The organism is Rhizorhabdus antheiae (assembly GCF_049889055.1).
In the GTDB taxonomy this organism is placed as follows: domain Bacteria; phylum Pseudomonadota; class Alphaproteobacteria; order Sphingomonadales; family Sphingomonadaceae; genus Rhizorhabdus.
In genome coordinates this window covers 129,526-152,835 of the sequence record NZ_JBLTWO010000009.1, presented here as the reverse complement: position 1 = coordinate 152,835, position 23,310 = coordinate 129,526, and the positions used below count along the sequence as shown (strand labels likewise).

22 protein-coding genes, 1 tRNA gene and 1 pseudogene are annotated in these 23,310 nt (G+C 65.3%); 19 read left to right on the top strand and 5 right to left on the bottom strand.

Features of this window, described 5'->3' with window-relative positions:
• Nucleotides 1-4 precede the first annotated feature (4 nt).
• From ACNI3R_RS16755 to ACNI3R_RS16675, 17 genes and pseudogenes are all read left to right on the top strand, one after another.
• Nucleotides 5-853: a hypothetical protein gene (locus tag ACNI3R_RS16755; RefSeq protein ID WP_426185406.1), complete on the top strand. Its 849-nt coding sequence runs from the start codon at nucleotides 5-7 to the stop codon at nucleotides 851-853.
• A gap of 105 nt (nucleotides 854-958) precedes the next feature.
• Nucleotides 959-1,495 (top strand): hypothetical protein, encoded by a 537-nt coding sequence (locus ACNI3R_RS16750; RefSeq protein ID WP_426185404.1) that lies wholly within the window; start codon nucleotides 959-961, stop codon nucleotides 1,493-1,495.
• 2 nt (nucleotides 1,496-1,497) lie between these two features.
• Nucleotides 1,498-2,853, top strand: coding sequence for a DGQHR domain-containing protein (locus tag ACNI3R_RS16745; protein WP_426185402.1), 1,356 nt, complete (start codon nucleotides 1,498-1,500; stop codon nucleotides 2,851-2,853).
• A 277-nt stretch (nucleotides 2,854-3,130) separates the two neighbouring features.
• Nucleotides 3,131-4,087: a HEPN domain-containing protein gene (locus ACNI3R_RS16740; RefSeq protein WP_426185400.1), complete on the top strand. Its 957-nt coding sequence runs from the start codon at nucleotides 3,131-3,133 to the stop codon at nucleotides 4,085-4,087.
• 161 nt (nucleotides 4,088-4,248) lie between these two features.
• The gene (locus ACNI3R_RS16735; protein ID WP_426185398.1) at nucleotides 4,249-6,273 is read left to right on the top strand and encodes a conjugal transfer protein TraG; all 2,025 of its coding nucleotides are present in this window, start codon (nucleotides 4,249-4,251) and stop codon (nucleotides 6,271-6,273) included.
• 7 nt (nucleotides 6,274-6,280) lie between these two features.
• Entirely contained in the window at nucleotides 6,281-6,685 is a 405-nt protein-coding gene (locus tag ACNI3R_RS16730; protein ID WP_137785124.1) for a CopG family transcriptional regulator, read from the top strand.
• Nucleotides 6,685-7,683, top strand: a complete 999-nt coding sequence (gene trbB, locus ACNI3R_RS16725; protein WP_426185482.1) for a P-type conjugative transfer ATPase TrbB — start codon at nucleotides 6,685-6,687, stop codon at nucleotides 7,681-7,683. Before ACNI3R_RS16730 ends, trbB begins: the two co-directional genes overlap by 1 nt.
• Nucleotide 7,684: 1 nt before the next feature.
• Nucleotides 7,685-8,020 carry a TrbC/VirB2 family type IV secretion system protein gene (locus tag ACNI3R_RS16720; protein WP_426185396.1) on the top strand — a complete coding sequence of 112 codons (336 nt, stop codon included), beginning with the start codon at nucleotides 7,685-7,687 and terminating at the stop codon, nucleotides 8,018-8,020.
• Nucleotides 8,017-8,277 carry a VirB3 family type IV secretion system protein gene (locus tag ACNI3R_RS16715; RefSeq protein ID WP_033964516.1) on the top strand — a complete coding sequence of 87 codons (261 nt, stop codon included), beginning with the start codon at nucleotides 8,017-8,019 and terminating at the stop codon, nucleotides 8,275-8,277. The genes ACNI3R_RS16720 and ACNI3R_RS16715 overlap by 4 nt, the downstream gene beginning before the upstream one ends.
• Nucleotides 8,271-10,709, top strand: coding sequence for a conjugal transfer protein TrbE (gene trbE / locus ACNI3R_RS16710; RefSeq protein WP_426185394.1), 2,439 nt, complete (start codon nucleotides 8,271-8,273; stop codon nucleotides 10,707-10,709). Before ACNI3R_RS16715 ends, trbE begins: the two co-directional genes overlap by 7 nt.
• A 6-nt stretch (nucleotides 10,710-10,715) precedes the next feature.
• Entirely contained in the window at nucleotides 10,716-11,474 is a 759-nt protein-coding gene (gene trbJ / locus ACNI3R_RS16705; RefSeq protein WP_426185392.1) for a P-type conjugative transfer protein TrbJ, read from the top strand.
• Between the two features lie 111 nt (nucleotides 11,475-11,585).
• Nucleotides 11,586-12,890 carry a P-type conjugative transfer protein TrbL gene (trbL, locus tag ACNI3R_RS16700; protein WP_426185390.1) on the top strand — a complete coding sequence of 435 codons (1,305 nt, stop codon included), beginning with the start codon at nucleotides 11,586-11,588 and terminating at the stop codon, nucleotides 12,888-12,890.
• Between the two features lie 19 nt (nucleotides 12,891-12,909).
• Nucleotides 12,910-13,710 (top strand): conjugal transfer protein TrbF, encoded by an 801-nt coding sequence (gene trbF / locus ACNI3R_RS16695; protein ID WP_426185388.1) that lies wholly within the window; start codon nucleotides 12,910-12,912, stop codon nucleotides 13,708-13,710.
• Between the two features lie 146 nt (nucleotides 13,711-13,856).
• Nucleotides 13,857-14,567 (top strand): P-type conjugative transfer protein TrbG, encoded by a 711-nt coding sequence (trbG, locus tag ACNI3R_RS16690; protein WP_426185386.1) that lies wholly within the window; start codon nucleotides 13,857-13,859, stop codon nucleotides 14,565-14,567.
• A complete protein-coding gene (locus ACNI3R_RS16685; protein WP_426185384.1) occupies nucleotides 14,564-15,784 on the top strand; it encodes a TraB/TrbI/VirB10 family type IV secretion system protein in 1,221 nt (406 codons plus the stop codon). Before trbG ends, ACNI3R_RS16685 begins: the two co-directional genes overlap by 4 nt.
• A gap of 9 nt (nucleotides 15,785-15,793) precedes the next feature.
• A complete protein-coding gene (locus tag ACNI3R_RS16680) occupies nucleotides 15,794-16,024 on the top strand; it encodes a DUF2274 domain-containing protein (protein ID WP_426185382.1) in 231 nt (76 codons plus the stop codon).
• A 65-nt stretch (nucleotides 16,025-16,089) separates the two neighbouring features.
• Nucleotides 16,090-16,155: pseudogene (locus tag ACNI3R_RS16675) on the top strand (excisionase); the annotation flags it as partial.
• Nucleotides 16,156-16,198: 43 nt separating this feature from the next.
• Here ACNI3R_RS16675 and ACNI3R_RS16670 read toward each other — a convergent pair.
• Together ACNI3R_RS16670 and ACNI3R_RS16665 are read right to left on the bottom strand one after the other, a co-directional pair.
• The gene (locus tag ACNI3R_RS16670; protein WP_426185380.1) at nucleotides 16,199-17,455 is read right to left on the bottom strand and encodes a tyrosine-type recombinase/integrase; all 1,257 of its coding nucleotides are present in this window, start codon (nucleotides 17,453-17,455) and stop codon (nucleotides 16,199-16,201) included.
• A 185-nt stretch (nucleotides 17,456-17,640) separates the two neighbouring features.
• Nucleotides 17,641-17,731 (bottom strand) — tRNA-Ser (locus ACNI3R_RS16665).
• 75 nt (nucleotides 17,732-17,806) lie between these two features.
• Between ACNI3R_RS16665 and ACNI3R_RS16660 the strand changes: the two genes are divergently transcribed.
• Nucleotides 17,807-18,760 carry a peptidylprolyl isomerase gene (locus ACNI3R_RS16660; protein ID WP_426185378.1) on the top strand — a complete coding sequence of 318 codons (954 nt, stop codon included), beginning with the start codon at nucleotides 17,807-17,809 and terminating at the stop codon, nucleotides 18,758-18,760.
• A 155-nt stretch (nucleotides 18,761-18,915) separates the two neighbouring features.
• On the opposite strand, the gene groL is transcribed toward ACNI3R_RS16660, so the two are convergent.
• Nucleotides 18,916-20,562: a chaperonin GroEL gene (groL, locus tag ACNI3R_RS16655; RefSeq protein ID WP_426185376.1), complete on the bottom strand. Its 1,647-nt coding sequence runs from the start codon at nucleotides 20,560-20,562 to the stop codon at nucleotides 18,916-18,918.
• Nucleotides 20,563-20,626: 64 nt separating this feature from the next.
• Nucleotides 20,627-20,914 carry a co-chaperone GroES gene (gene groES, locus ACNI3R_RS16650; protein WP_296619342.1) on the bottom strand — a complete coding sequence of 96 codons (288 nt, stop codon included), beginning with the start codon at nucleotides 20,912-20,914 and terminating at the stop codon, nucleotides 20,627-20,629.
• Between the two features lie 246 nt (nucleotides 20,915-21,160).
• On the opposite strand from groES, the gene lnt reads away from it, so the two are divergent.
• Nucleotides 21,161-22,813: an apolipoprotein N-acyltransferase gene (gene lnt / locus ACNI3R_RS16645; protein ID WP_426185374.1), complete on the top strand. Its 1,653-nt coding sequence runs from the start codon at nucleotides 21,161-21,163 to the stop codon at nucleotides 22,811-22,813.
• Here lnt and ACNI3R_RS16640 read toward each other — a convergent pair.
• The gene (locus ACNI3R_RS16640) at nucleotides 22,810-23,103 is read right to left on the bottom strand and encodes a hypothetical protein (RefSeq protein ID WP_426185372.1); all 294 of its coding nucleotides are present in this window, start codon (nucleotides 23,101-23,103) and stop codon (nucleotides 22,810-22,812) included. The genes lnt and ACNI3R_RS16640 overlap by 4 nt on opposite strands.
• Nucleotides 23,104-23,310: the final 207 nt, after the last annotated feature.

Below are 23,310 nucleotides of genomic sequence, written 5' to 3'. Positions count from 1 at the left end.
TGAAATGCGCGCGCCGTGCATTCAAAGCGATGGTCACCGCGCGCGTTCTCCATCTGGCATGAGCTGTCGCGCGCGGCGTCCAGACCGGTGCGCACCACAAATAATGGCGAAGACCTGCGCCTATTGCGACGCGCCGTCGCCGCTCACCAAGGAGCATATCTGGCCGAACGGCTTCCTGAAGCGCGGCGATTTCGGGGTCAAATTCTCGGCCAAAGCGAACAAGACCTTTGCCGGCGATCTCACCATTTCGGATGTATGTGCCAAGTGCAATAACGGGCCGTTGAGCTCCCTGGACGCGCATGCCTGCGAGCTGTTCGATCGCCGTTTCTCCAAGTTCGTCGAGCCCGGCGCCACCGTCCCCTTCACCTACGATTATGGTCTGTTGATGCGCTGGCTGTTGAAGATCTCGTTCAATTCCGCGCGGTCGACCGGCCAGGACGTCGCGCTGCTCGGCCGCTATCGCGAGACGATCCTGGCCGAATATCCATGCTCGCCGGCGTTCGTAGCCGCCTATGTCGCAACGATCTCGCCATCGCTTATGATGAACTCGGAAACTGGCACCACAAAAAAGATATATCCGCACATGGCGCGGTGCGGGCCACTGCAGATTCCCGGCGTCGACGTCAGCGACATCCTCGTCACGCGCTGCGTGATGATCAATTCCTTCATGTTCAGCTTGCTCATCACCCGGACGAGCGGGATTCGGATGAGCCGAGTAGCGGCGCTGCTGCCGCACATCCCAGGCGTACCGCTGGCGCTCGACGGTCGCATGCGGATTGGCCCGCCCTCATTACCCGCGCATGTTGCATTGGGTGGCGTTGAGTCCTGGCCGAGGATGGGGAGGCCGCGATGATCGGCCGTTGCCAACTAAAGGCCGATCTTTTCGGAGTCGTTTCAATTACCCGACAGGTCGGCTACTTTGACGCCGAGTGTGGGGGGGCGAGAATGGGAGGGGCCTTTGGAAGAGGATGTCGATCGCGGGATAACGGTTCGGCCCGCTTGGCAGGTGCTGTATCGACGTTGGAACCGGCCCAAAGCACAGATGTCCTTCTGGACGTTCCTGGCCGTCGGCATCGTGCTGCTCGGCGGCCTAGCAGTCTGGATCGAGTTTTATCGATACGCATTCATCCCCCCTGCGCCAAAGTCTCTTCCTGATCTTCACCCGTTGCAGCTCGCGCTTGCGACGGCGGGCCTTGCGATCGGAGGGCCGGCCGCGATGCAAATGCTTTATAGCCGGGACAAGCTCTGCATCGTCACCGCCATCATTCTGTTCACGATCGTAATGATCTTCGCGATGTATCTCATGGTTTTCGGCGAGGCGCATCAGACCGGTACGCTGGTCGGGGGTCTCATTTGTTGCATACCAGCTATTTTAGCGTGGGTGCTCGCCAATGGCGAAGACGATATCTTCCAGGACGAGGTCCGCGATGACGCCTCCACCGGTGGAAACCCGATGCGGCCGCTTGGATCTCCTACGACGGCTGTGAAGGTCTAGCGATGACCGGTACCATTTATCCGCTCAGGGTGCCCGCCCTGCGTGTCGATCAGCCTGTCGGCACCTTCTTCGCCGTGGTCCTGACCGCGCGCACGCTTCTGGACGTGGCGTTCAGCGATGTTGTCAGCGCCAAGCTGAACCCGCTGACTGGCGGCTATGACGTCGATGGTGCGCAGCGACTGTCGGACCCGCGCCGGCTGGACGCCATCGCGCGCTACATCAATCGCGTCGATGCCAGCTTTCCGAACTCGATCATTCTTGCCGCCAACATGCACAGCACCTCGACGCGCATCCAGGGTGATATCGATGTCGACGATGATGACGGAGAGGGGGACGAAGCGCAGGAGCAGGCCGAACTCGCCAAGCGCTGGTCGATCGAGCAGGTGCTGCCGCCCCAGGTCGCTGAAGGCCCTCAAGCCGGAGCGGAAGCGAACGCCGCGGCCGATGCCGGCCTCGAGATTGCGACAGAGGGCGAAGAATATTTCCTGACCATCCCAACCAGCGAGAAGCTCGCCGCGGTCATTGACGGCCAGCATCGCCTGTTCGCCTTCGCTAGAGCCGACCCGGTGCGGCTCGATGATCGCCTGCTATGCTCGGTGTTCATCGATCTGCCAAAATCGATGCAGGCGCAAATCTTCGCGACGATCAATTCGAACCAGAAGGCGGTCGACAAGAGCCTCACTTATGAGCTGTTCGGCTACAATCTCGCCGACGAGCCGGAGGATCAGTGGAGTCCGGAAAAGCTCGCCGTATTTCTAGCCAGGCGTATCGCAACCGACCCGGATTCGAAGATGAAAGGCCGTGTCGCCGTAGCGCCGGTCAACGATTTCGCCTCGGCCGCCACGATTGCCAAGGCGACGATGAAGATTTCCTTCGCAGTGATTGTCGGCGGCATCGTCCGCCTGATCAGCTCCAACCCGAAAGAGGATGCCAACAAGCTCAAAAAGACCGCTGCCACCAAACGCAGTGCGCTTCCGCCCGGCAAGCCACCCCTTCGCAGCGCCTACATCGCGGGGGATGACGCATTCCTGTACGCGGCAACACGCAATTTCCTGAACGCCTGCGACGCCCTCTTCTGGGCTGACGCGCCACCGAATTCGTTCATCCGGAAAACCGTTGGCGTACAGGCGCTGTTCGACATCTACCGCGAGATCGCGAAGCCCATGCTCGAGGGAGGCGACATGACCGAAGAGGCTTTCCATGCTCGGCTGCAGCCTGCGGCCGGCGTGGATTTCGCCAATGTCAGGTTCCAGAACGCGTCCGGTTCAAACCGCACAGCGATCCGGCGCATCATTCGTGTGCGCATGGGTCTGCTCAGCGCGGACGAGCTGCCTCCGGGAGACGAGCAGTTTCTCTGAGTATCAACCGGGGCATCCGTCGTTGGGAAGGGTTTGCCTGTTGCTTCAGGCGGCTGCGATTGACCGGACATCGACTGCGGCATGGTCGAAGCCGGCCCCAGCCTGCCATTTCAAGCTGAGGGATCGGGCACGTTGTTTAAGCGAACGCCGATTCGGCTAATCTGTCAGATCGCCAAGGTAAGCAGGCTTAATTAAGGGAGGCGGCGGCGATGTGCAGGCGTGTTCGATATCTGCGAGGTTGTGGCCGTGCGTGAGGCAAATCCATCGGCGCGCCTGCGTGCGCGGTCAGAGCTTGCCAAGTGCCTGGTCTCTCGCGAGAATCGCTGCCGTGCGCTCTGATGTTGATCATCTGCCCTCGGTCCAGCAAGGCGAACTGGATCGGGTGAAGCAATTGCTGATGGGCGAATTCGCCCAGGCGATCGCGCTCGCGAACCAGCCGTGGAAGAAGAATGGCCGCATCCTCAAGGTCATCCTGTTTGGCAGCTACGCGCGGGACGATTGGGTCGACGAACCTGAGAATGGCTACCAGTCCGACTATGATCTGCTGATCATCGTCAGCCATCCCGATCTCACGGATATTGCCGACTACTGGTACGTCGCCGAGGACAAGATCCTGCGCGATACCGCGATCGCGCGGCCGGTGAACATCATCGTCCACACCTTGCAGGAGGTGAACCAGGCGCTGAGCCGCGGTGAATATTTCTGGGTCGATATCGCTCGCGACGGTATCGCTCTCTACGAATTGCCCGGGAGCGCACTTGCCAAGCCGCAGCCGCTGACGGCCGCCGATGCCTATGAGATGGCCTCCACGTACTTCCAAGACTGGCTCGCTAAGGTCGACAGCGGGATCAAACTGGCTGCGTTCGCACATCAGGAAGGCGAATTGAAAGACGCGGCTTTCTTGCTCCATCAAGCGACGGAGCGGGCCTACATATGCTTTCTGCTCGTCCGCACCCTCTACTTTCCGCGCTCGCACAACATCAAATTCCTGCGGTCGCTGGCGGAGGACAGCGAGGCACGGCTGATCGAAGCATGGCCACGCGCCACCCGGATTGACCGCCGCCGCTTCGAGCTGCTGAAGCGTGCCTATGTCGAGGCCCGCTATTCGGCAAGCTACGAGATCGGCAACGACGACCTCGATGCTCTGGCACAGTCCATTCGCGCCCTTCGCGACATGATCGAGGCCGTTTCGCTCGAACGCATCGAAACGCTCCGAACAGACGCCGGCCTCTAACCGCCGGACGGCGCCTGCCAGATAGCTTCCGGTTCCGGTATCTGGCCGGAACGGGCCGACGCGAGCCCATCTGCTCCCATCAGCGCCGTTCCGTTTTTGGCCTCCGTCACCGAGTCTGAATCCGCCCGAGCCGATCCTGTCCGGCGGGCGGGAGCCTCGACGTGACACCCACCAAATTGCTCATCGGCCAGATCCTTGTCGTCTTCGGACTCGTGATCGCGGGGGTGTGGGCCGCGACACAATGGGCAGCGGCGATGCTCGCCTATCAGCCCGAACTGGGGCTGCCGTGGTTCCGGCTCGGCGCTGTTCCGGTCTACCATCCCTGGGCGCTGTTCGGCTGGTGGTATCACTATGACGCCTACGCCCCACTCGTCTTCGACAAGGCGGGCATGCTGGCTGCCGCCAGCGGCTTCCTCGGCTGCGCGGCGGCGATCTTCGGTTCGCTCTGGCGCGCGCGCCAGTCGAGCAACGTCACCACTTACGGTTCTGCGCGGTGGGCAAGCCCCCGCGAAGTCGAGCGCGCCGGGCTCCATCGCGACGCTGGCGTCATGCTAGGCACGCTCGGTGGCCGCTATCTACGCCATGACGGCCCCGAGCACATCATGGCGTTCGCTCCGACCCGATCGGGCAAGGGCGTGGGCCTCGTCGTCCCGACTTTGCTGACCTGGATCGGCTCGACCGTCGTGCACGATATCAAGGGCGAGAACTGGACGCTGACCGCCGGATGGCGCGCGCGGTTCTCTCATTGCCTGCTGTTCAACCCGACCGACGAGGCGTCGGCGCATTACAATCCGCTGCTCGAGGTCCGGCGCGGCATCGACGAAGTGCGCGACGTCCAGAATATCGCCGACATCCTGGTCGATCCGGAAGGCGCGCTCGAACGCCGCAATCATTGGGAGAAGACCAGTCATTCGCTGCTGGTCGGCGCGATCCTCCACATCCTCTACGCCGAGGAGGAGAAGACGCTCGCCCGAGTCGCGACCTTCCTCTCCGATCCGCAGCACAGCTTCGTCGCCACGCTGCGAAGGATGATGACCACCAATCATCTCGGCGACGACAAAAACCCCCGGGTCCATCCCGTCGTCGCATCCGCCGCGCGCGAACTGCTCAACAAGAGCGAGAACGAGCGCTCCGGCGTGCTGTCGACCGCGATGTCCTTCCTCGCCCTCTACCGCGATCCGACCGTCGCCGAGGTCACGTCGCGCTGCGACTGGCGGATCGCCGACCTGATCGAGGCCGAGCGCCCCCTGTCACTCTATCTTGTCATCCCGCCGTCTGACATCAGCCGCACCAAGCCGCTGATCCGCCTCGTGCTCAACCAGATCGGCCGCCGCCTGACCGAGCGGCTCGACCAGCCCGGCACTTCCACGCGCCGGCACCAGCTCCTGATGATGCTCGACGAATTCCCGGCGCTGGGCCGCCTCGATTTCTTCGAGACCAGTCTCGCCTTCATGGCCGGCTACGGCATCCGCGCCTTCCTGATCGCGCAGAGCCTCAACCAGATCGAGAAGGCTTACGGCGACCACAACGCCATCCTCGATAATTGCCATGTCCGCGTCGCCTTCGCGACCAATGACGAGCGAACCGCCAAGCGCATTTCCGACGCGCTCGGCACCGCGACCGAACAGCGCGCGATGCGCAACTATGCCGGACACAGGCTCGCGCCGTGGCTCGCGCACGTCATGGTCAGCCGCCAGGAGACCGCCCGCCAGCTCCTGACGCCCGGCGAGGTCATGCAGCTTTCGCCCGACGAGGAACTCGTGCTCGTGTCCGGGCTCGCGCCGATCCGGGCGCGCAAGCTGCGCTATTTCCGAGATCGCAACTTCGCCGCGCGCGTGGCTGCCGCACCCAAACTGGCGTCGGGCCAATATGCGGATCGGCCGAAGTCGCGCGGTGACGACTGGTCCAACCAGGTGCGCAGCACCGATGACCGACTGCACCAGGCGGAGGACGCCGCAGGCGGCGAGGACGATGGCGGCATGCAGCAGCAGCGCCATCCAGGCCTTCCCGAACAGGTTTCCAAGGCAACCGACGCCGCCGAAACGCGCGATCCCCAGATCGTGCCCGACGACGAAGATGTCGCCGCCGACAAGCGCGCCATGGACCAGGCGCAAGGGCAAAACGCCGTCGTCCGGGGTCATGCAATCAACGAGGGCGCGAAGCGCGACCTCATACCGGATTTCTGAGGTCGCGATGAAGATCCGCCAGAACCTCTATATCGACCGCGAACTCAGCGATGCGCTGGAAGCGCTCGCCGCCGGTCCGCGCGGCAACAAGAGCCACCTCGTCAACGATGCGCTGAAAGACTGGCTGGCGCGCCGGGGGACAAAGGAAATCGACGACCTCCTCAAGGTTCGCCTCGACCGCCTGACACGCGAACTCGCCGGCGCGCGGCGCGACATCGACGTGCTGCTGGAAAGCCTGTCGCTGTTCGTCCGCTACCAGTTGATGGTGACGGCGCCGCTGCCCGAAGCCGATGCCGCAGCCCGCGCCATCGGTCGGGATCGTTTCGAGGCGTTCGTCTCGCAGGTCGGCCGCCACATCGCCGGCGGCACCCGCACGCTGGCGCCTATCGACCCCGCTGGAGGCGCATCGTGATGTCCGCCCAGGCGACAAGTGTCTCGGCGGAACGCCGCCGCGCCATGCTGCGCACCGCGATGGGGCCGGCGATTGCCGCCGCGCTCTCCGACCCGCGGGTGATCGAGATCATGGTCAATCCCGACGGCGCACTGCGCGTCGATATCCTCGGCGAGGGCCGTGTCGATACCGACGTGAAGCTCGATGCGCCCCAGGTCGAGCGGATCATCCGGTTGGTGGCATCCCATGTCCGGACCGAGGTGCACGGCGACAAGCCCATCGTGTCGGCTGAACTGCCACCGCTCGGCATCGGCGCCGGCGAGCGGTTCGAAGGAATCCTGCCGCCGGTTTCGACGGCTCCGTGCTTTTCGATCCGCAAGCCGGCAGCGCGGATCTACACGCTCATGGACTATGTGACCGACGGCATCATGTCGGCGGAGGCGGCGCGCCTTCTGTCGCTCGCGGTCGTCGACCGCCGCAACATCCTTGTCGCTGGCGGGACCAGTTCGGGCAAGACCACGCTCGCCAACGCACTGCTCGCCGAGATGGCCCATCTCGACGAACGGGTGATCCTGATCGAGGACACCCGCGAGCTGCAATCGCCGGCGCTCGACACGGTGGCGCTCAGGACCCGGGCCGACACGGTAACGATGGGCGATCTCGTGCGCTCGACGCTGCGGCTTCGGCCCGATCGCATCATAGTCGGCGAGGTTCGCGGCGGCGAAGCGCTCGACATGCTCAAGGCCTGGAACACCGGCCATCCCGGCGGGATCGCGACCGTCCACGCCAACAGCGCGGCGTCCGCGCTCTACCGGATCGAGCAGCTCATCCAGGAGGCCGTGGTCACCGTGCCGCGCCGCCTGATCGCCGAGGCCATCGACATGATCGTGTTCATTGCCGGGCGCGGCACCGCGCGGCGCATCGAGACGATCGCCCGCGTCGCCGGGCTCGATCCAGACGGCGACTACGCCGTCGTCGATCTCACCCCGCCCTTGACCCCTGAACTGCAAGGAGACTGACATGACGACCGTTCGTATTCCCAATCGCGACCGCTTCTTCGTCACCGGGCTGATCCTCGGCCTGTCGATCACCATCACCGGCCGCGCCTATGCCAGCGGTGCGGGCATGCCCTGGGAGCAGCCGCTCCAGCAGGTGCTGGAATCGGTCCAGGGGCCGGTCGCCAAGATCGTCGCGGTGCTGATCATCATTTCCACGGGGCTTGCGCTCGCATTCGGCGAGACCGCCGGGGGTTTTCGCAAGCTCATCCAGATCGTCTTCGGCCTGTCGATCGCCTTTGCCGCCTCGAGCTTTTTCCTCTCCTTCTTCAGCTTCGGCGGCGGGGCGCTCGTCGCGTGAGCCACATCGAGGGATTCGAGGCGCCGATCCACGCCAGCCTGGGGCAAGCCATCCTGCTGGGTGGTGCGCCGCGCGGCATCGCGATCGTCAACGGCACGATCGCGGCCGCGGTTGGCCTGGGTCTCCAGCAGTGGCTGGTCGGCATCGCGATCTGGGCGATCGGCCACAGCATCGCGGTGTTCGCGGCCCGCCGCGATCCGGACTTCGTGCCCGTGCTGCTCCGCCATCTGCGCCAGAAAGGATATCTGGCATGCTGAACCTCGCGGAATATCGGTCGCGAGCCGATCGGCTCGCCGACCATCTGCCATGGGCAGCTTTGGTCGCGCCCGGCGTCATCCTCAACAAGGACGGCAGCTTCCAGCGCAGCTTCGCCTTTCGCGGTCCCGATCTCGAAAGCGCGACCGAGGCGGAACTGGTGTCGGCCTGCGCACGGGCAAACAATGTCCTCAAGCGGCTCGGCTCGGGCTGGGCCTTGTTTTTCGAGGCCGAACGGCGCGAGGCGCTCGGTTATCCCGAGAGCGCCTTTCCCGATCCTGCGTCGTGGCTGGTCGAGCAGGAGCGGCGAGCCGGGTTCGAAGCCGAGGGTCAGCATTTCGAAAGCCGCTTCCACGGCACGCTGGTCTGGCTGCCGCCCGCCGACAGCAGCGACGCGGCGGGACGGACGCTGGTCGAGCGGCCTGACGACGCGAAAGGGCGGGACTGGCACGCCGGCCTCGCCGGCTTCATCGCCGAGACCGATCGTGTGCTCGACCTCCTGTCGGGCTTCATGCCCGAGGCGCGGCCCTTGAGCGACGCCGAGACGCTGACCTATCTCCACGACACCATTTCAAGCCGCCGTCATCCGGTCGCCGTGCCGGAGACACCGATCTATCTCGATGCACTGCTCGCCGACACGCCGCTGGTCGGCGGGCTGGAGCCCATGCTTGGGGGCCGCCATCTGCGCACGCTGACCGTGCTCGGTTTTCCGAACGTCAGCCGGCCCGGCATCCTCGATGCGCTCAACCACCAGGATTTCGGCTACCGCTGGGTCACGCGCTTCATCGCGCTCGACAAGACCGACGCGACCAAGGCGCTGACCAAGATCAGACGCCAATGGTTCAACAAGCGCAAATCGATCACCGCGCTGCTGCGCGAGGTGATGTACAACCAGCCGGTCCAGCTTCTTGATACCGACGCTGACAACAAGGTGGTCGATGCCGATCTCGCGCTGCAGGCGCTCGGCGGCGATCACGTCGCCTTCGGCTATCTGACCACGACGATCACCGTCGCTGATACCGATCGCGCCCGAGCCGAGGACAAGGTCCGCGCGGTCGAGCGGATCGTCAATGGCCTCGGCTTCACAGCCAAGCGCGAGGGCGTCAACGCGGTCGAGGCGTGGCTGTCGTCGCTACCCGGCCAGGCCTACGCCAATGTGCGCCAGCCGCTGGTCCATACGCTCAACCTTGCCCATCTCATGCCGCTGTCGTCCGTCTGGGCAGGCCCGACGGAAAACCGGCACCTCGGCGGCCCGCCGCTGCTCTATGCGCAGACCAGCGGATCGACGCCATTTCGCCTCTCGACCCATGTCGGCGATGTCGGGCACATGCTCGTCGTCGGCCCGACTGGTGCCGGCAAGTCGGTGCTGCTGGCGCTCATCGCGCTGCAGTTCCGGCGCTATGCCGGCTCCCAACTCTATATCTTCGACAAGGGCTATTCGGCGCGCGCGGCGGTGCTGGCGATGGGCGGCGCTCATCATGCATTGGGGCTCGGCGCGGACAGCGGCGAAACGCTGGCGTTCCAGCCGCTGCGCCGGATCGACGATGCCAGCGAGCGGAGCTGGGCGGCGGAATGGATCGCGGCGCTGCTGGCGCACGAAAAGGTCTTGGTCACGCCCGAGGTCAAGGACGCCGTCTGGTCGGCGTTGGGCAGTCTCGCATCGGCACCCCCGGAGGAGCGCACGCTGACCGGGCTCGCCATGCTGCTCCAGTCCAATGCGCTGCGCACCGCGCTTACCGCCTATACGCTCGACGGCCCCTATGGCCGTCTCCTCGACGCGGCCGAGCAGCATCTCGCGCTCGCCGATGTCCAGTGTTTCGAGACCGAGGCGCTGATGGGGCAGGCGGGCGTCGTCGCCCCGGTGCTGACCTATCTGTTCCACCGGCTGGAGGAGCGCTTCGACGGACGGCCGACGTTGCTGGTGCTCGACGAGGCCTGGATCTTCCTTGACCATTCGCTCTTCGCCGCGCGCATCCGCGAATGGTTGAAGGTCCTGCGCAAGAAGAATGTCGCGGTGCTGTTCGCGACGCAGAGCCTGGCCGACATCGCCGACAGCAGCATCGCCCCTGCCATCATCGAAAGCTGCCCGCAGCGCATCTTGCTGCCCAACGACCGCGCGATCGAACCGCAGTCGCGTGCCGCTTACGAGCGGTTCGGCCTCAACGACCGCCAGATCGAGCTGGTCAGCCGCGCCACCCCCAAGCGGCATTATTATCTGCAATCTGCACGCGGCAACCGCCTTTTCGAGCTGGGTCTCGGCCCGATCGCGCTGGCGCTGTGCGGCGCCTCCGATCCCGCGACCCAGGCGCGCATCGACGCGCTGCTGGCCGAGCATGGCGCGCATGATTTCGCGGCCCGCTTCCTGGAAGGCGCCGGCCTCGATTGGGCCGCCGGCCTCCTCGCCGAATTTCCCGTCCCCCAAGCCAAGGAGTAACAAGTGATGCGTATCCTAATCCGCAAATATCTGATCGCGACCGCGCTGGGGGCCGGCGCCATCGGTTCGCTGGCCTGCGCACTGATCGTGCCGACTGCGCCCGCCCATGCGCAGTTCACCGTGTTCGATCCGAGCAACTACAGCCAGAACCTGCTCACCGCCGCGCGAACGCTCCAGCAGGTCAACAACCAGATCCGCAGCCTGCAGAATCAGGCGCAGAGCCTGATCAACCAGGCAAAAAATCTCGCGACCATCAGCTTCCCTGAGATCCAGGCGATCACCAGCACGCTCCAGCAGATCGACCAGTTGATGGGCCAGGCGCAGGGCATCCAGTTCCGGGTCGACGGCCTCGACCAGCAATTCCGTGCATTATTTCCCCAGAGCTTCCATCAGGCGCTGACGATGAACGGCCAGGTGGTTGCCGCGCGGACCCGGCTCGACGCCGAGATGGCGGCCTACAAGCAAACGATGGGCGTGCAGGCGCAGGTCGTCGAGAATGTCCAGGCTGACGCGCAGACCCTGAACGGCATCGTATCGCGAAGCCAGGGCGCCGAAGGCGCGTTGCAGGCGCAACAAGCGACCAACCAGTTGCTCGCGCTGACCGCCAAGCAGCAGTTCCAGATCCAGAACCTGATGGCGGCACAATACCGGGCCCAGACGATCGAGCAGGCGCGCCGCGCGCAGGCCGAGATCGACGCACGGGCCGCGACCACCAGGTTTCTCGGTTCCGGCTCGGCCTACAGTCAATTGCCCCCTGGCCAATAGGCCCGAGCCGGTGCGCGGGCAGCGGCGAATTCGCCTCTTCGCCGCTGCCGCCGCGGGGTTCGATTGCGCTCCCCAGATCGGACCCCGCGGCTTCATTTCCAGGATTTTCCTATGAATGACCTCAACGTCATCGATCGGTTCCTGCAGACCTTCATCCGCTACATCGACAGCGGGTTCGGGCTGCTGGGCGGCGACGTCGCCTTCCTGACCACGACCCTGATCGGCATCGACATCACGCTCGCCGGCCTGTTCTGGGCGATGGGCGGCGAGCAGGACGTGATCGGCCGCTTCATCAAGAAGATCCTCTATATCGGCGCGTTCGCGTTCATCCTGAACCGCTTCTCTACGCTGGCCGACATCATTTTCCGCTCCTTCGCGGCAGCCGGCCTGACTGCAGGCGGCGGTACGCTCTCGGCGGAGGATCTGCTGAAACCTGGTCGGCTCGCCGGCACCGGCTTCTCGGCGGCATGGCCGATGCTCGACCAGGTCTCGAAGCTGATGGGCTTCACCAGCTTCTTCGACAATTTCCTGACCATCATCGTGCTGCTGTTCGCCTGGGCGATCGTGATCATCGCCTTCTTCATCCTCGCCGTGCAGATGTTCGTGTGCATCGTCGAGTTCAAGCTGACGACGCTCGCCGGTTTCGTGCTGGTGCCGTTCGCACTCTGGAACCGGACCAGCTTCCTCGCGGAACGCGTGCTCGGCAATGTGGTGAGTTCCGGCATCAAGTTGATGGTGCTCGCCGTCATCGTCGGCATCGGCTCCAATTTCTTCAGCGAGTTCACGACCGCCCTCCAGGGCCAGGAACCCGACATCGGCCAGGCGATGAGCCTCGTGCTGGCCTCCCTCACGCTGTTCGGCCTCGGCATCTTCGGTCCTGGCATCGCATCGGGCCTCGTCGCCGGTGCCCCGCAACTGGGCGCGGGCGCTGCGCTTGGGACCGCCGTTGGTGCGGCTGGTGTCGTAGCACTTGGTGGCGGCGCCGCGATGGGCGCGGCCCGTGCGGTCGGCGGTGCTGCGCTCGGTGCGATCCGCGCCGGCACGACCATGGGTTCGGCAGCTTCTGCCGCCTACCAGCTCGGCCAGACCGCAGCCGGATCGTCGAGCGTCGGCGCCGGCATCGGCGGCATGGCGCAGGCGGCGGGCAACGCGATGCGCCAGAAAGCGTCGGCGGTGCTGGGATTGGGTGAGGCCGCCGAACGCGGCCGTGATGCCGCCTGGTCTGCGCTCAACGGCGGGGCCGGTTCTACCGGATCAACTCCGGGCGCCTCCACCGACGGCGCGCCGCCCTGGGCACAGTCGCTGCGTCGCCAGCAGGACGCCCGTCATCACCGCCAAGTCGCCCTGCAGACGCTGAAGGAAGGCGATCGCGGCGGTGCATCCGCCACCCCCGACATCAAGGAAAGGGAAGATTGAGCCATGATCTTCATATCCCATGCTCTTTAAGCGCGCCGTCCAGCGCTACGCGCAGACGCCCGAGCCCGAGACGCCCTATCAACGCGCCGGCCAGGTCTGGGACGACCGCATCGGGTCGGCCCGTGTCCAGGCCCGCAACTGGCGGCTGATGGCATTCGGCACGCTGTCGCTGTCGACCGCCATGTCGGGCGCGCTGATCTGGCAGTCGCTGCAAAGCCGGGTCACGCCGTATGTCGTCGAGGTCGATCGCCTGGGCGAGGCCCGGGCCGTGACCAAGGCGGAGGCGAGCTATCGCCCCACCGATCCGCAGATCGCCTGGCATCTTGCGAAGTTCATCGAGAATGTCCGCGGCGTCTCGCTCGATCCGGTGCTGATGCGGCGCAACTGGCTCTCGGCCTTTGACTTCACCACAACGCGAGGAACCCAGTTTCTCAGCGACTATGCGCGGGCGGAAGATCCGTTTGCCAAGATCGGCCAGCGCACCGTGTCGGTCCAGGTGACCAGCGTCGTCCGGGCATCGGATCGCTCCTTCCAAGTTAAGTGGACCGAGACCGCCTATGAGCGCGGGAGCGCGGCGGGCACCTCCCACTGGACCGGCATCCTGACGATCCTGACCAAGCCGCCTGCATCCGCCGACACGCTGCGGAAGAACCCGCTCGGCATCTACATCGACGCGATCGACTGGAGCCGTGAACTCGAGCCCGCAGCGTCGACTGCTCCGGCGCGTACCGCGCAGCCGCCCAGCAATATGCCGCTCGGCTCGCCGCTAGACCCGAACCTTGGCGCTCAACCCACCGTCAATCCGGAGACCCAGCCATGACGAGAACCTTCGCAACCGCCGCCCTTCTGGCGCCTTGCCTGATCCTTACCGACGCTAGCGCGGGGACAACTTCGCCCCGCGATAATGCCGTGCGCAGTCCCACGCCGATTGTCCGCGCCGACGATGGGTCTACGAACGTTCCCGTCGTGCAGGGCTCTATCAACGCCGTGCAGGTCTACCCGTTCGCCGATGGCGCCATCTACTCCGTCGCTACGGCGCCGGAGCGGGTAACCGACATCGCCTTGCAGCCGGGCGAAACGCTGGTCGCGGTAGCCAGCGGCGATACGGCGCGCTGGGTTATCGGCGATACCACCAGCGGGTCGGCGACGGAACGGCGGACGCATGTGCTGGTCAAGCCGTTCAGCGCGGGCCTGTCGACCAACCTCGTCATCACGACCGACCGGCGCACCTATCATCTCAACCTGACCAGCCGGGCGAAATCGGCGATGGCCGTGCTCTCCTGGACCTATCCGCAGGATGCGCTGATCGCCTTGAAGCGCGCCACGGCAGCGGCCGAGGCGGATGCACCTGTGGCGACCGGGATCGAGGTCGAGCAGTTGCACTTCAATTATGCCGTATCGGGCGATCGACCAGCCTGGCGACCCTTTCGTGCTTTCGACGACGGGCGCCAGACCTTCATCGAGTTCCCGACGACGCTGGCCGTCGGGGAGGCGCCCCCCATCTTCCTGGTGGACGGGAAGGGCGAGGCCCGGCTCGTCAACTACCGCGTGAAGGGCCGCTTCTATGTCGTCGATCGCATCTTCGACGTCGCCGAACTTCGCCTCGGCACGAAGCACCAGCAGATTGTCCGCATCCGCCGGGTGGCGGAAGGTATGCCCAATCGGAGGCAATCATGACCGCGGAGGCAGCATCCCCACCGGCGCCGGATGCCCCGGCCATCCCGGCCAAAGTGGATCCGGAAACGCTGGCGCTGCGCGCGCAGCCCGCGCGGGCGATCCGCTTCAAGCGGGGAGCCATTGTCGGCATCGCGGCGCTCGGCTCGGTCAGTCTGGCCGCGACGGCGTGGGTGGCGCTTCGGTCCACGGACTTGCACCTAGCGGCACCGGCAGATGACCCGCCCGTAGCCGCGAAGGCACCCGCCGATACCCTCAACCGCCTGCCTGGCAGCTATGGTGACGTGCCGAAGCTCGGCCCGCCGTTGCCGGGAGACCTCGGCCGGCCGATCGTCGAGCACCAGCGCGCCATGGCTATCGCGCCGGAGGGCGGTGAAGCGCCGCGCGTTGACCAGGCAGCCGTGACCGAACGGGAGCGAAGGGCGGCAGAACTGAAGGCTGCGCGCGAGTCGGCGGTGCTGGTGCAGTCCGGCAATCGCACCGATCCGACCCGCGGCGGCGATGCAATGCCATCCTCGCCACCGGTCGTAGCCACCGATGCGCCGCGGCTCGCGACCGACCCCGATCGTGATCCCAATGCGCAACAGCGCAAGGCTGACTTCGCGGCCGCGCGCGACACCGGCGGCGATGTCAACGCGCATCAGCTGAGCCCGCCGGCGTCACCGAACATGCTGTCCGCCGGCAGCGTCATTGCCGCCAGCCTGATCACCGGGCTCAGGTCGGACTTGCCCGGTCTCGTCACCGCTCAGGTCACGGAACGGGTGTTCGACAGCGCCACGGGCAGCATCCTTCTGATTCCGCAGGGTGCGCGGCTGATCGGCAGCTACGACAGTGTCGTCGCTTTCGGACAGAAGCGCGCGCTGGTGGTGTGGCAGCGGATTATCCTGCCGGACGGCAGCTCGATCCGACTGGACAATGTGCCCGCAACCGACCCGTCGGGCTATGCCGGGCTTGCGGATCGCGTCGACTTCCACACCTGGACGCTGCTCAAGGGTGTCGCGATTTCGACACTGCTCGGCGTGGGTGCGAACGTGACCTTCTCCGGCGAGAGCGATCTCGTCCAGGCGATCCGCCAATCCACGCAGCAGAACGTCTCGCGCGCCGGCGACCAGATCACGTCCCGCAACCTGCAAATCCAGCCGACCATCACGATCCGACCCGGCGCGCCGGTCCGGCTGGTCGTTCACCGCGATCTCATTCTCGCGCCGTGGCGCGGCTAGGAGAATACCATGGTAGATCTCAAGCTTGCCCGCATTCCCGACCGAACCCCGGTAAAGCTCACCATCACGGTGTTGCCCGACCTCCATCAGGCACTCCAGGACTACGCCCGTGTCTATGCCGAAGCCTATGGTCGGGAAGAGCCGGTCAGCGAACTGGTCCCGGCCATTCTATCTGCGTTCCTCGATAGCGATCGCGCCTTTGCGAAGGCCCGCGAGCGCAGTGGGACTCGCAATACGTGACGGGGCCCAGCACCAACCTTGATCTTGGCGAAGCGCTGACCATCCGTGTGCCGGCGGCGGCACAGATGCTGGGAATCGGCAAAACCAAGCTTTATGAGCTGATTACAGCGCGCGAGATCGACGTCATAAAGGTCGGGCGGGCAACGCTTATCGTCGTCAGGAGCCTTGAGAGTTTTATCGAGCGACAGTCCGCCGCGGCTGGCCCGGCGTTGCCGCAACGTCGCGGGCGCGGCCGGCCCCGACATTCATTCGTTCGGCTGGCCGCCGGGATCGACTCCTAGCGGGCGGGATGCAGAAATCGCCCCAAGCCTTCATCAGCTCGCGCCGCTTGGCCAGGAAATCCGTGCGCCGGTAGGCTGCTTCGACCTTATTCTCGAGGGTATGCGCCAGCGCGGCCTCGGCGATCTCGCGCGGCACGTCTGTTTCCTCAGCCACCCAGTCCCTGAAGCTCGACCGGAAGCCGTGCACCGTCGCCGGCAACTCCATCCCACGCACCAGCTCCAGCAGCGCCATATCCGAAAGGGCCGAGCCCGAGGTGGCGCCCGGAAAGATCAGGTCGCATCCCTTGATCCGCAGCGCACGCGCCTGACGAAAGACCTCTGCCGCTTGCGGCGACAGGGGCACGGTATGTTCGGTCCCGGCCTTCATGCGTTCGGCGGGAATGGTCCAGAGGGTCAGATCGTCATCGAGTTCGGACCATCTGGCTCCGCGAACCTCGCCGGACCGAACTGCCGTCAATATTAGTGCCTCCAGCGCCAACCGGCTGCTGCTGATCCCGCGAGCGCGAAGGCGCTTCAGGAACGCGGGCACCTCGGCATGGGGCAGCGCGGCGAAATGCCCGGACTTCCTGGGCTGGCGTGGCAGCCCCTTGGAAATGGACCGCATCGGCGCCTCGCTGGCCCGAAAGCCGTTGGCATAGGACCAGTCGAGCACCGTGCCGATGCGCTGGCGAACCCGCCGGGCGGTTTCCGGAATGTCCAACCAGATTTCCGCCAGCACGTCGCGGATGATCGGCCCCTCGATCTGGTCGACCTTCAGCTTGCCCAGCTTCGGGTAGGCATAGAGTTCCAGCGTCTTGATCCACTGCTTGGTGTGCTTGCCGTTCTTCCAGCCCTTGATCATTTCGGCGTGCGCACGCTTCGCAGCCTCCTCGAAGGTGGGGATGACGATCTCGACCTTCCGCCGCTCTTCGAGCGGGTCGATACCCGATTTGGCGAGCTTCTTGATCGCGGCCGCCTCGAGCCGCGCTTCGCGAAGGCTCACGTGCCGAAGCTCTCCCAGGCCGATGTCCCGCCGGCGGCCGTTGATCTGGACACGCATGAGCCAGCTTTTCCCGCCCGACGGCGAAATTTGCAGCAGGAGCCCCTCACCATCGGAGTAGCGACCGGGTTCGGTGAGCTCTTTGATCAGGGCGGGGGTGAGCTTTCTCATGGCGGCAGAATACCACCGAGGACCCCTGATTTGAAGCCCGCCAACCCCTCACAGCCCCACACTCAGCCCCACATCGATTTCCGAACGACCGCGAACAACCATGAACGTGTACGATCAAAAACCGTGCACTTTCAAAGATTTATATGGATTTTTCGGGCTTTGGCGAACGTCCGCGAAAGGCGGAATGGCGGAGCGGGAGGGATTCGAACCCTCGATACGGTTTTGCCGTATACTCACTTTCCAGGCGAGCGCCTTCGACCACTCGGCCACCGCTCCGCATGCACTGGAAGGCTGGCTCCCTAGCTTGGCGCGGCGGCTTCCGCAAGGCGCTGGAGCATGTATCATGCGGGGATGACCGCAAAAGCATTCCGCCTTCCGCTCCGCCCTGCTGCCCGGAGCGCGAAACCCGTTCTGATCCTGTCGGCGCTGCTGCCGCTGCTTGCCGCAGCGCCGGCGCCGCACGCGGCCAAAGCGCCGGCCACGGCGGGGGAGCTATTGGCCGCCAGCGGGCCCGGCGACTGGCAGGCCTTTCCCGACGAGGATGTGCTGCTGCTCGACTTCGACGGCGGGCGCCGCGTCGCGATTGCGCTCGCGCCAGGCTTCGCGCCGGTCCATGTCGACAATATCCGCACGCTGGTCCGCGCCGGCTGGTTCGACGGGATCACGATCAACCGCGTCCAGGACAATTATGTCGTCCAGTGGGGCGACGCTACCGAGAAGAAGCCGCTGCCCGCCGGGATCGTCGCGGCGCCGCCAGCCGAATATGAGCGTCCTGCAGCAGGGCTCGGCCTGCATGCCCTGCCCTATCCGGATCCTTATGCGGCCAAAGTGGGCCATGCCGGTGGCTGGCCGGTCGCTGCCGACGGCAAGGGGCTCGCCTGGTTGCCGCATTGCTACGGCATGGTCGGGGTCGGGCGCAACGTCGCGCCCGATACGGGCACGGGCGCCGAACTCTATGTCGTCAACGGCCACGCACCACGCCACCTCGACCGCAACATCGCCACCGTCGGTCGGGTGCTGGCGGGCATGGAGATGCTGGCGGCGCTTCCGCGCGGCACCGAACAGCTGGGATTCTACAAGGAGGGCGAAGCCCGGCCCGTCATCACGTCCGCGCGCATCGCGGCAGACCTGCCCGCCGGCGAGCGTCCGCGCTTCGAAGTGATGAAGACCGACAGCGCGACCTTCGCTGCCTGGACCAGGGCACGCGCCAACCGGCAGGACGTCTTCTTCACCCGCCCGGCGGGTGGCGTCGACATCTGCAATGTGCTGCCTCCGGTACGCGCCCTGGCCGCTTCGACGCGATAACCCGGCGGCGGCACAGCCCATACTGGCTCGTCAGGTGCCGACCATAAGAAAAGGGCCCGGAGGACAGCCCCCGGACCCTTTCCTGTTCCGATGACCATTTGGTCGGCGGACTGCGATGGCTGCGGCGGACACCATAGCGCCCGCCGCGAGGCCGATCAGAAGTCCATGCCGCCCATGCCGCCCATGCCACCCATGCCGCCGGGCATGGCCGGAGCCTTGTCCTCGGGCGATTCGGAGATCGCCGCTTCGGTGGTGATGAGCAGGCCGGCGACCGAGGCTGCGTCCTGCAGCGCGGTGCGGACGACCTTGGTCGGATCGATCACGCCGGCGAGGACGAGGTTCTCGTAGACGTCGGTCGAGGCGTTGAAGCCCATGGTCTCGTCATTCTCGCGCAGCAGGTTGCCCGAGACGACCGCGCCATCATGGCCGGCATTCTGGGCGATCTGCTTCACCGGGGCGGTGATCGCCTTGCGGATGATGTCGATACCACGGGTCTGGTCGTCGTTCGCGCCCTTCAGGCCTTCGAGAGCCTTGGTGGCATAGAGCAGCGCGGTACCGCCGCCGGGAACGATGCCTTCCTCGACCGCAGCGCGGGTCGCATGCAGCGCGTCGTCGACGCGGTCCTTGCGCTCCTTCACCTCGACCTCGGTCGCACCGCCAACCTTGATGACGGCGACGCCGCCGGCCAGCTTCGCCAGACGCTCCTGGAGCTTCTCGCGATCATAGTCGGAGGTGGTGTTCTCGATCTGCTTGCGGATCGCCTCGACACGGCCCTTGATCGCGTCGGCCGAACCGGCACCGTCGACGATCGTGGTGTTGTCCTTGTCGATGGTGACGCGCTTGGCGGTGCCGAGCATGCCGATCGTGACGCTCTCGAGCTTGATGCCGAGATCCTCGGAGATCATCTCGCCATTGGTCAGGATCGCAATGTCCTCGAGCATCGCCTTGCGACGATCGCCGAAGCCCGGAGCCTTGACCGCTGCGACCTTCAGGCCGCCGCGCAGCTTGTTGACGACGAGCGTGGCCAGAGCCTCACCCTCGATGTCCTCGGCGATGATCAGCAGCGGGCGACCCGACTGCACGACCGCCTCGAGGATCGGCAGCATCGACTGCAGGTTCGAGAGCTTCTTCTCATGGATGAGGATGTAGGGGTCGCTAAGCTCGACCTGCATCTTTTCCGGGTTGGTGATGAAGTAAGGCGACAGATAGCCGCGATCGAACTGCATGCCCTCGACGACGTCGAGCTCGAACTCGAGACCCTTCGCCTCTTCGACGGTGATCACGCCTTCCTTGCCGACCTTGTCCATCGCTTCCGCGATCTTCTCGCCGACTTCCTTGTCGCCATTGGCCGAGATGATGCCGACCTGAGCGACTTCGTTCGAACCGGAGACCGGCTTCGAACGGGCCTTGAGATTCTCGACGACCTTGCTGACCGCGAGATCGATGCCGCGCTTCAGGTCCATCGGGTTCATGCCGGCCGCGACCGACTTCATGCCTTCGCGGACGATCGCCTGCGCCAGAACGGTCGCGGTGGTCGTGCCGTCGCCGGCCAGATCGTTGGTCTTCGAGGCAACCTCGCGGACCATCTGCGCGCCCATATTCTCGAACTTGTCCTTAAGCTCGATTTCCTTGGCGACGGTGACGCCGTCCTTGGTGATGCGCGGGGCGCCGAACGACTTGTCGATGACGACATTGCGGCCCTTCGGCCCCAGCGTGACCTTCACCGCATCGGCGAGAATGTCGACGCCGCGCAGGATGCGCTCACGTGCGTCGCGCGAAAACTTAACGTCCTTCGCTGCCATGGTCTCTATTCCTCTAGCTCTATGTTTCTAACGGTAGATGTTCACGAAAATCCGGTGCTGCGGCTCAGCCGACGACGCCCAGAATGTCGCTTTCCTTCATGATCAGCAGATCTTCACCGTTGACCTTCACCTCGGTGCCCGACCACTTGCCGAACAGGATGCGATCACCGGCCTTGACGTCGAGCGGCGTAACCTTGCCGTCGTCGGCCTTGGCGCCGTTGCCGACGGCTACGACTTCGCCCTCCTGCGGCTTTTCCTTGGCCGAATCCGGGATGATGATACCGCCGGCGGTCTTTTCCTCGGCTTCGACGCGGCGAACAAGCACGCGATCGTGCAGCGGACGGAAACTCATGCGCTTCACCCTTTCCTAGCAACTTTCGATGGGCCGGAAGCGGCTCCATCGATTCCCTACAGACTGGAAACTTTTAGCACTCACCCGTAGCGAGTGCTAGCGGGGATATGTGAAGGGCCCATGACACTGTCAAGCGGGACTCCGGAGGATTTTTTTGCGGGCCATGGCACCAAAGGCACCGATGACGGGTTTCGGTCGCTTGGCTCGCAGGATATTGGGGGGCCACCGCAATCTTAAAAGCCGGTGATGCAGAAACTCGTCCCCCTGAAATACCCGGCCATCGCATGTGCGATCGGCCTCGCCTCGGCGCTGGGCTTTGCACCGCTCAACTGGTGGGTGGTGACTCTGCTGTGCATTGCCGCGCTGATGGGGCTGACGATGCGCGCAGAACGGCTGCGCGACGTCGCCTGGCGCGGCTGGGCCTTCGGAGTCGGCCACTTCACCTTCGGCAACAACTGGATCGCCCAGGCCTTCACCTATCAGGACGCGATGCCCCACTGGCTGGGCGGGATCGCGGTCTTCCTGCTCGCGCTGTATCTGGCTATCTACCCGATGCTCGCCTGCATCCTCGCCTGGTCGCTGCACCGCCTGCCGCTAGCCCTGCATCTGCGCCGTTTCCGCCTCGATGGCGAGCGGCGGCGGGCGAAGCTGAAAGGCCTCATCCCCGCAGGCATGGAGCCTGCGCGGCGGGCAGAACTGCCGACCCCCGCCCCGGCCGCATTCATCCCCCTGTTCGCCGCCAGCTGGATCGTCACCGAATATATGCGGGCGGCCCTGTTCACCGGTTTCGCTTGGAACCCGCTCGGCGCGGTGCTGGTGGCGCCGGACAGCGCGGAACCGGCGTGGATCGGCCTGACCCGCCTGTTCGGAACCTACGGGCTATCGGGGTGGATCGTCCTGCTGTCGGGCATCTGGCTGCTGGCGATCCTGCCGGGCACGAAGCGGATTCGCTGGCAGCGGGTCGGCTGGGCGCTGCTCGTGGCAATGCTCGCGCAAATCCTGTCGGCCTGGCTGCTCCGCCCCCTGCCTCCGGGCAACGGACCGCTGCTGACCGTCGTCCAGCCGAACATCAACCAGAACGAGAAATGGGATCCCGCGCTCCAGCGCAAGAATTTCGTGCGGCTAAGGACATTGACGGGTCCGCCCGGCCCCAGGCCCCGGCTGATTCTGTGGCCCGAGGCGGCGACGGCCGACTTTCTGGAGATCGACCCCGATGCCCGCGCGCGGATCGCCGCGTTGCTGGGGCCAGGCGACCGCATCCTGCTGGGCGGGGATTCGCTGCTCTTCGATCGCGCGGGGCAATTGACGGCAGCGCATAACAGCCTGTTCGGACTCGATCCGCAGGGGCGGATCATCGGCCGCTACGACAAGGCCCACCTCGTTCCCTATGGCGAGTATCTGCCCGCGCGGCCAATCCTGTCGGCGATCGGGCTGTCGCGGCTGGTCCAGGGCAATGTCGATTTCCTGCCCGGCCCGGGCCCGGCGACGCTGCCGCTGACCGGGTTCGGCAAGGCCGGAATTCAGATCTGCTACGAGATCATCTTTTCGGGACAGGTGGTGGACGCGCGCAACCGGCCGGACTTCCTGTTCAATCCGTCGAACGACGCCTGGTTCGGCCGCTGGGGCCCACCGCAGCACCTTGCCCAGGCCCGCCTCAGAGCGGTGGAGGAAGGCATTCCCGTCATCCGCTCGACCCCAACCGGGATTTCGGCGATCGTCGATGCCGACGGGCGGTTGCTGCATGCGCTGCCCTGGCGTCAGGCGGGCGTGATCAATGCGCCGCTGCCGCCGGTTCGGGCCGCGACGCCCTTCGCGCGCTATGGCAATCTGCTGCCGATGCTGTTCGCGCTGATCCTCGCCGCCGGGGGGCTCGCCTTCACGTTCCGTAGCCGGGCTTAGCCGTTAGGTCGGCACTCGATCGAGATGCGAGCCCGGGTCGGATCGGGCCAGCTTTCGGTGGCGGCATTGTTGGCGGCGTCGCGTGCGTCCAGCCAGACCCGCGCCAGGCCGGTCATCGCGGCTTCGTTGCCGAACAGCCCGCCCTGCGCGAAATAGTCCTTCTCGGCCGTGCAGCCGTCGATCCCGGCCCGCTCGAACACGCGCCGCGCTGCCGTCGTCGCACGGCTCTCCTCTGCCGAGGGGTCCCGCGGGCAGCCATAGAGCCAGTCGATCGCAACCTTATAAGGCATAATGTGGTTCCTCGGGGCGAATCCCCTTTTGTCCAAGCCTCGCTCATGTCCCGAATCAGATTAATGTCCGGTATATTTCACAAGAGGTTTTCAGAGGCGGGTTCCGAATCCGTAGTAGCCGCGCCTCAAGACGTCGCCCGTTGCGGACGCGCGCAAGCGGCGCTAAGGGCGATATAACGAACTCTTTATATCCCTTTCGCAGCGAGC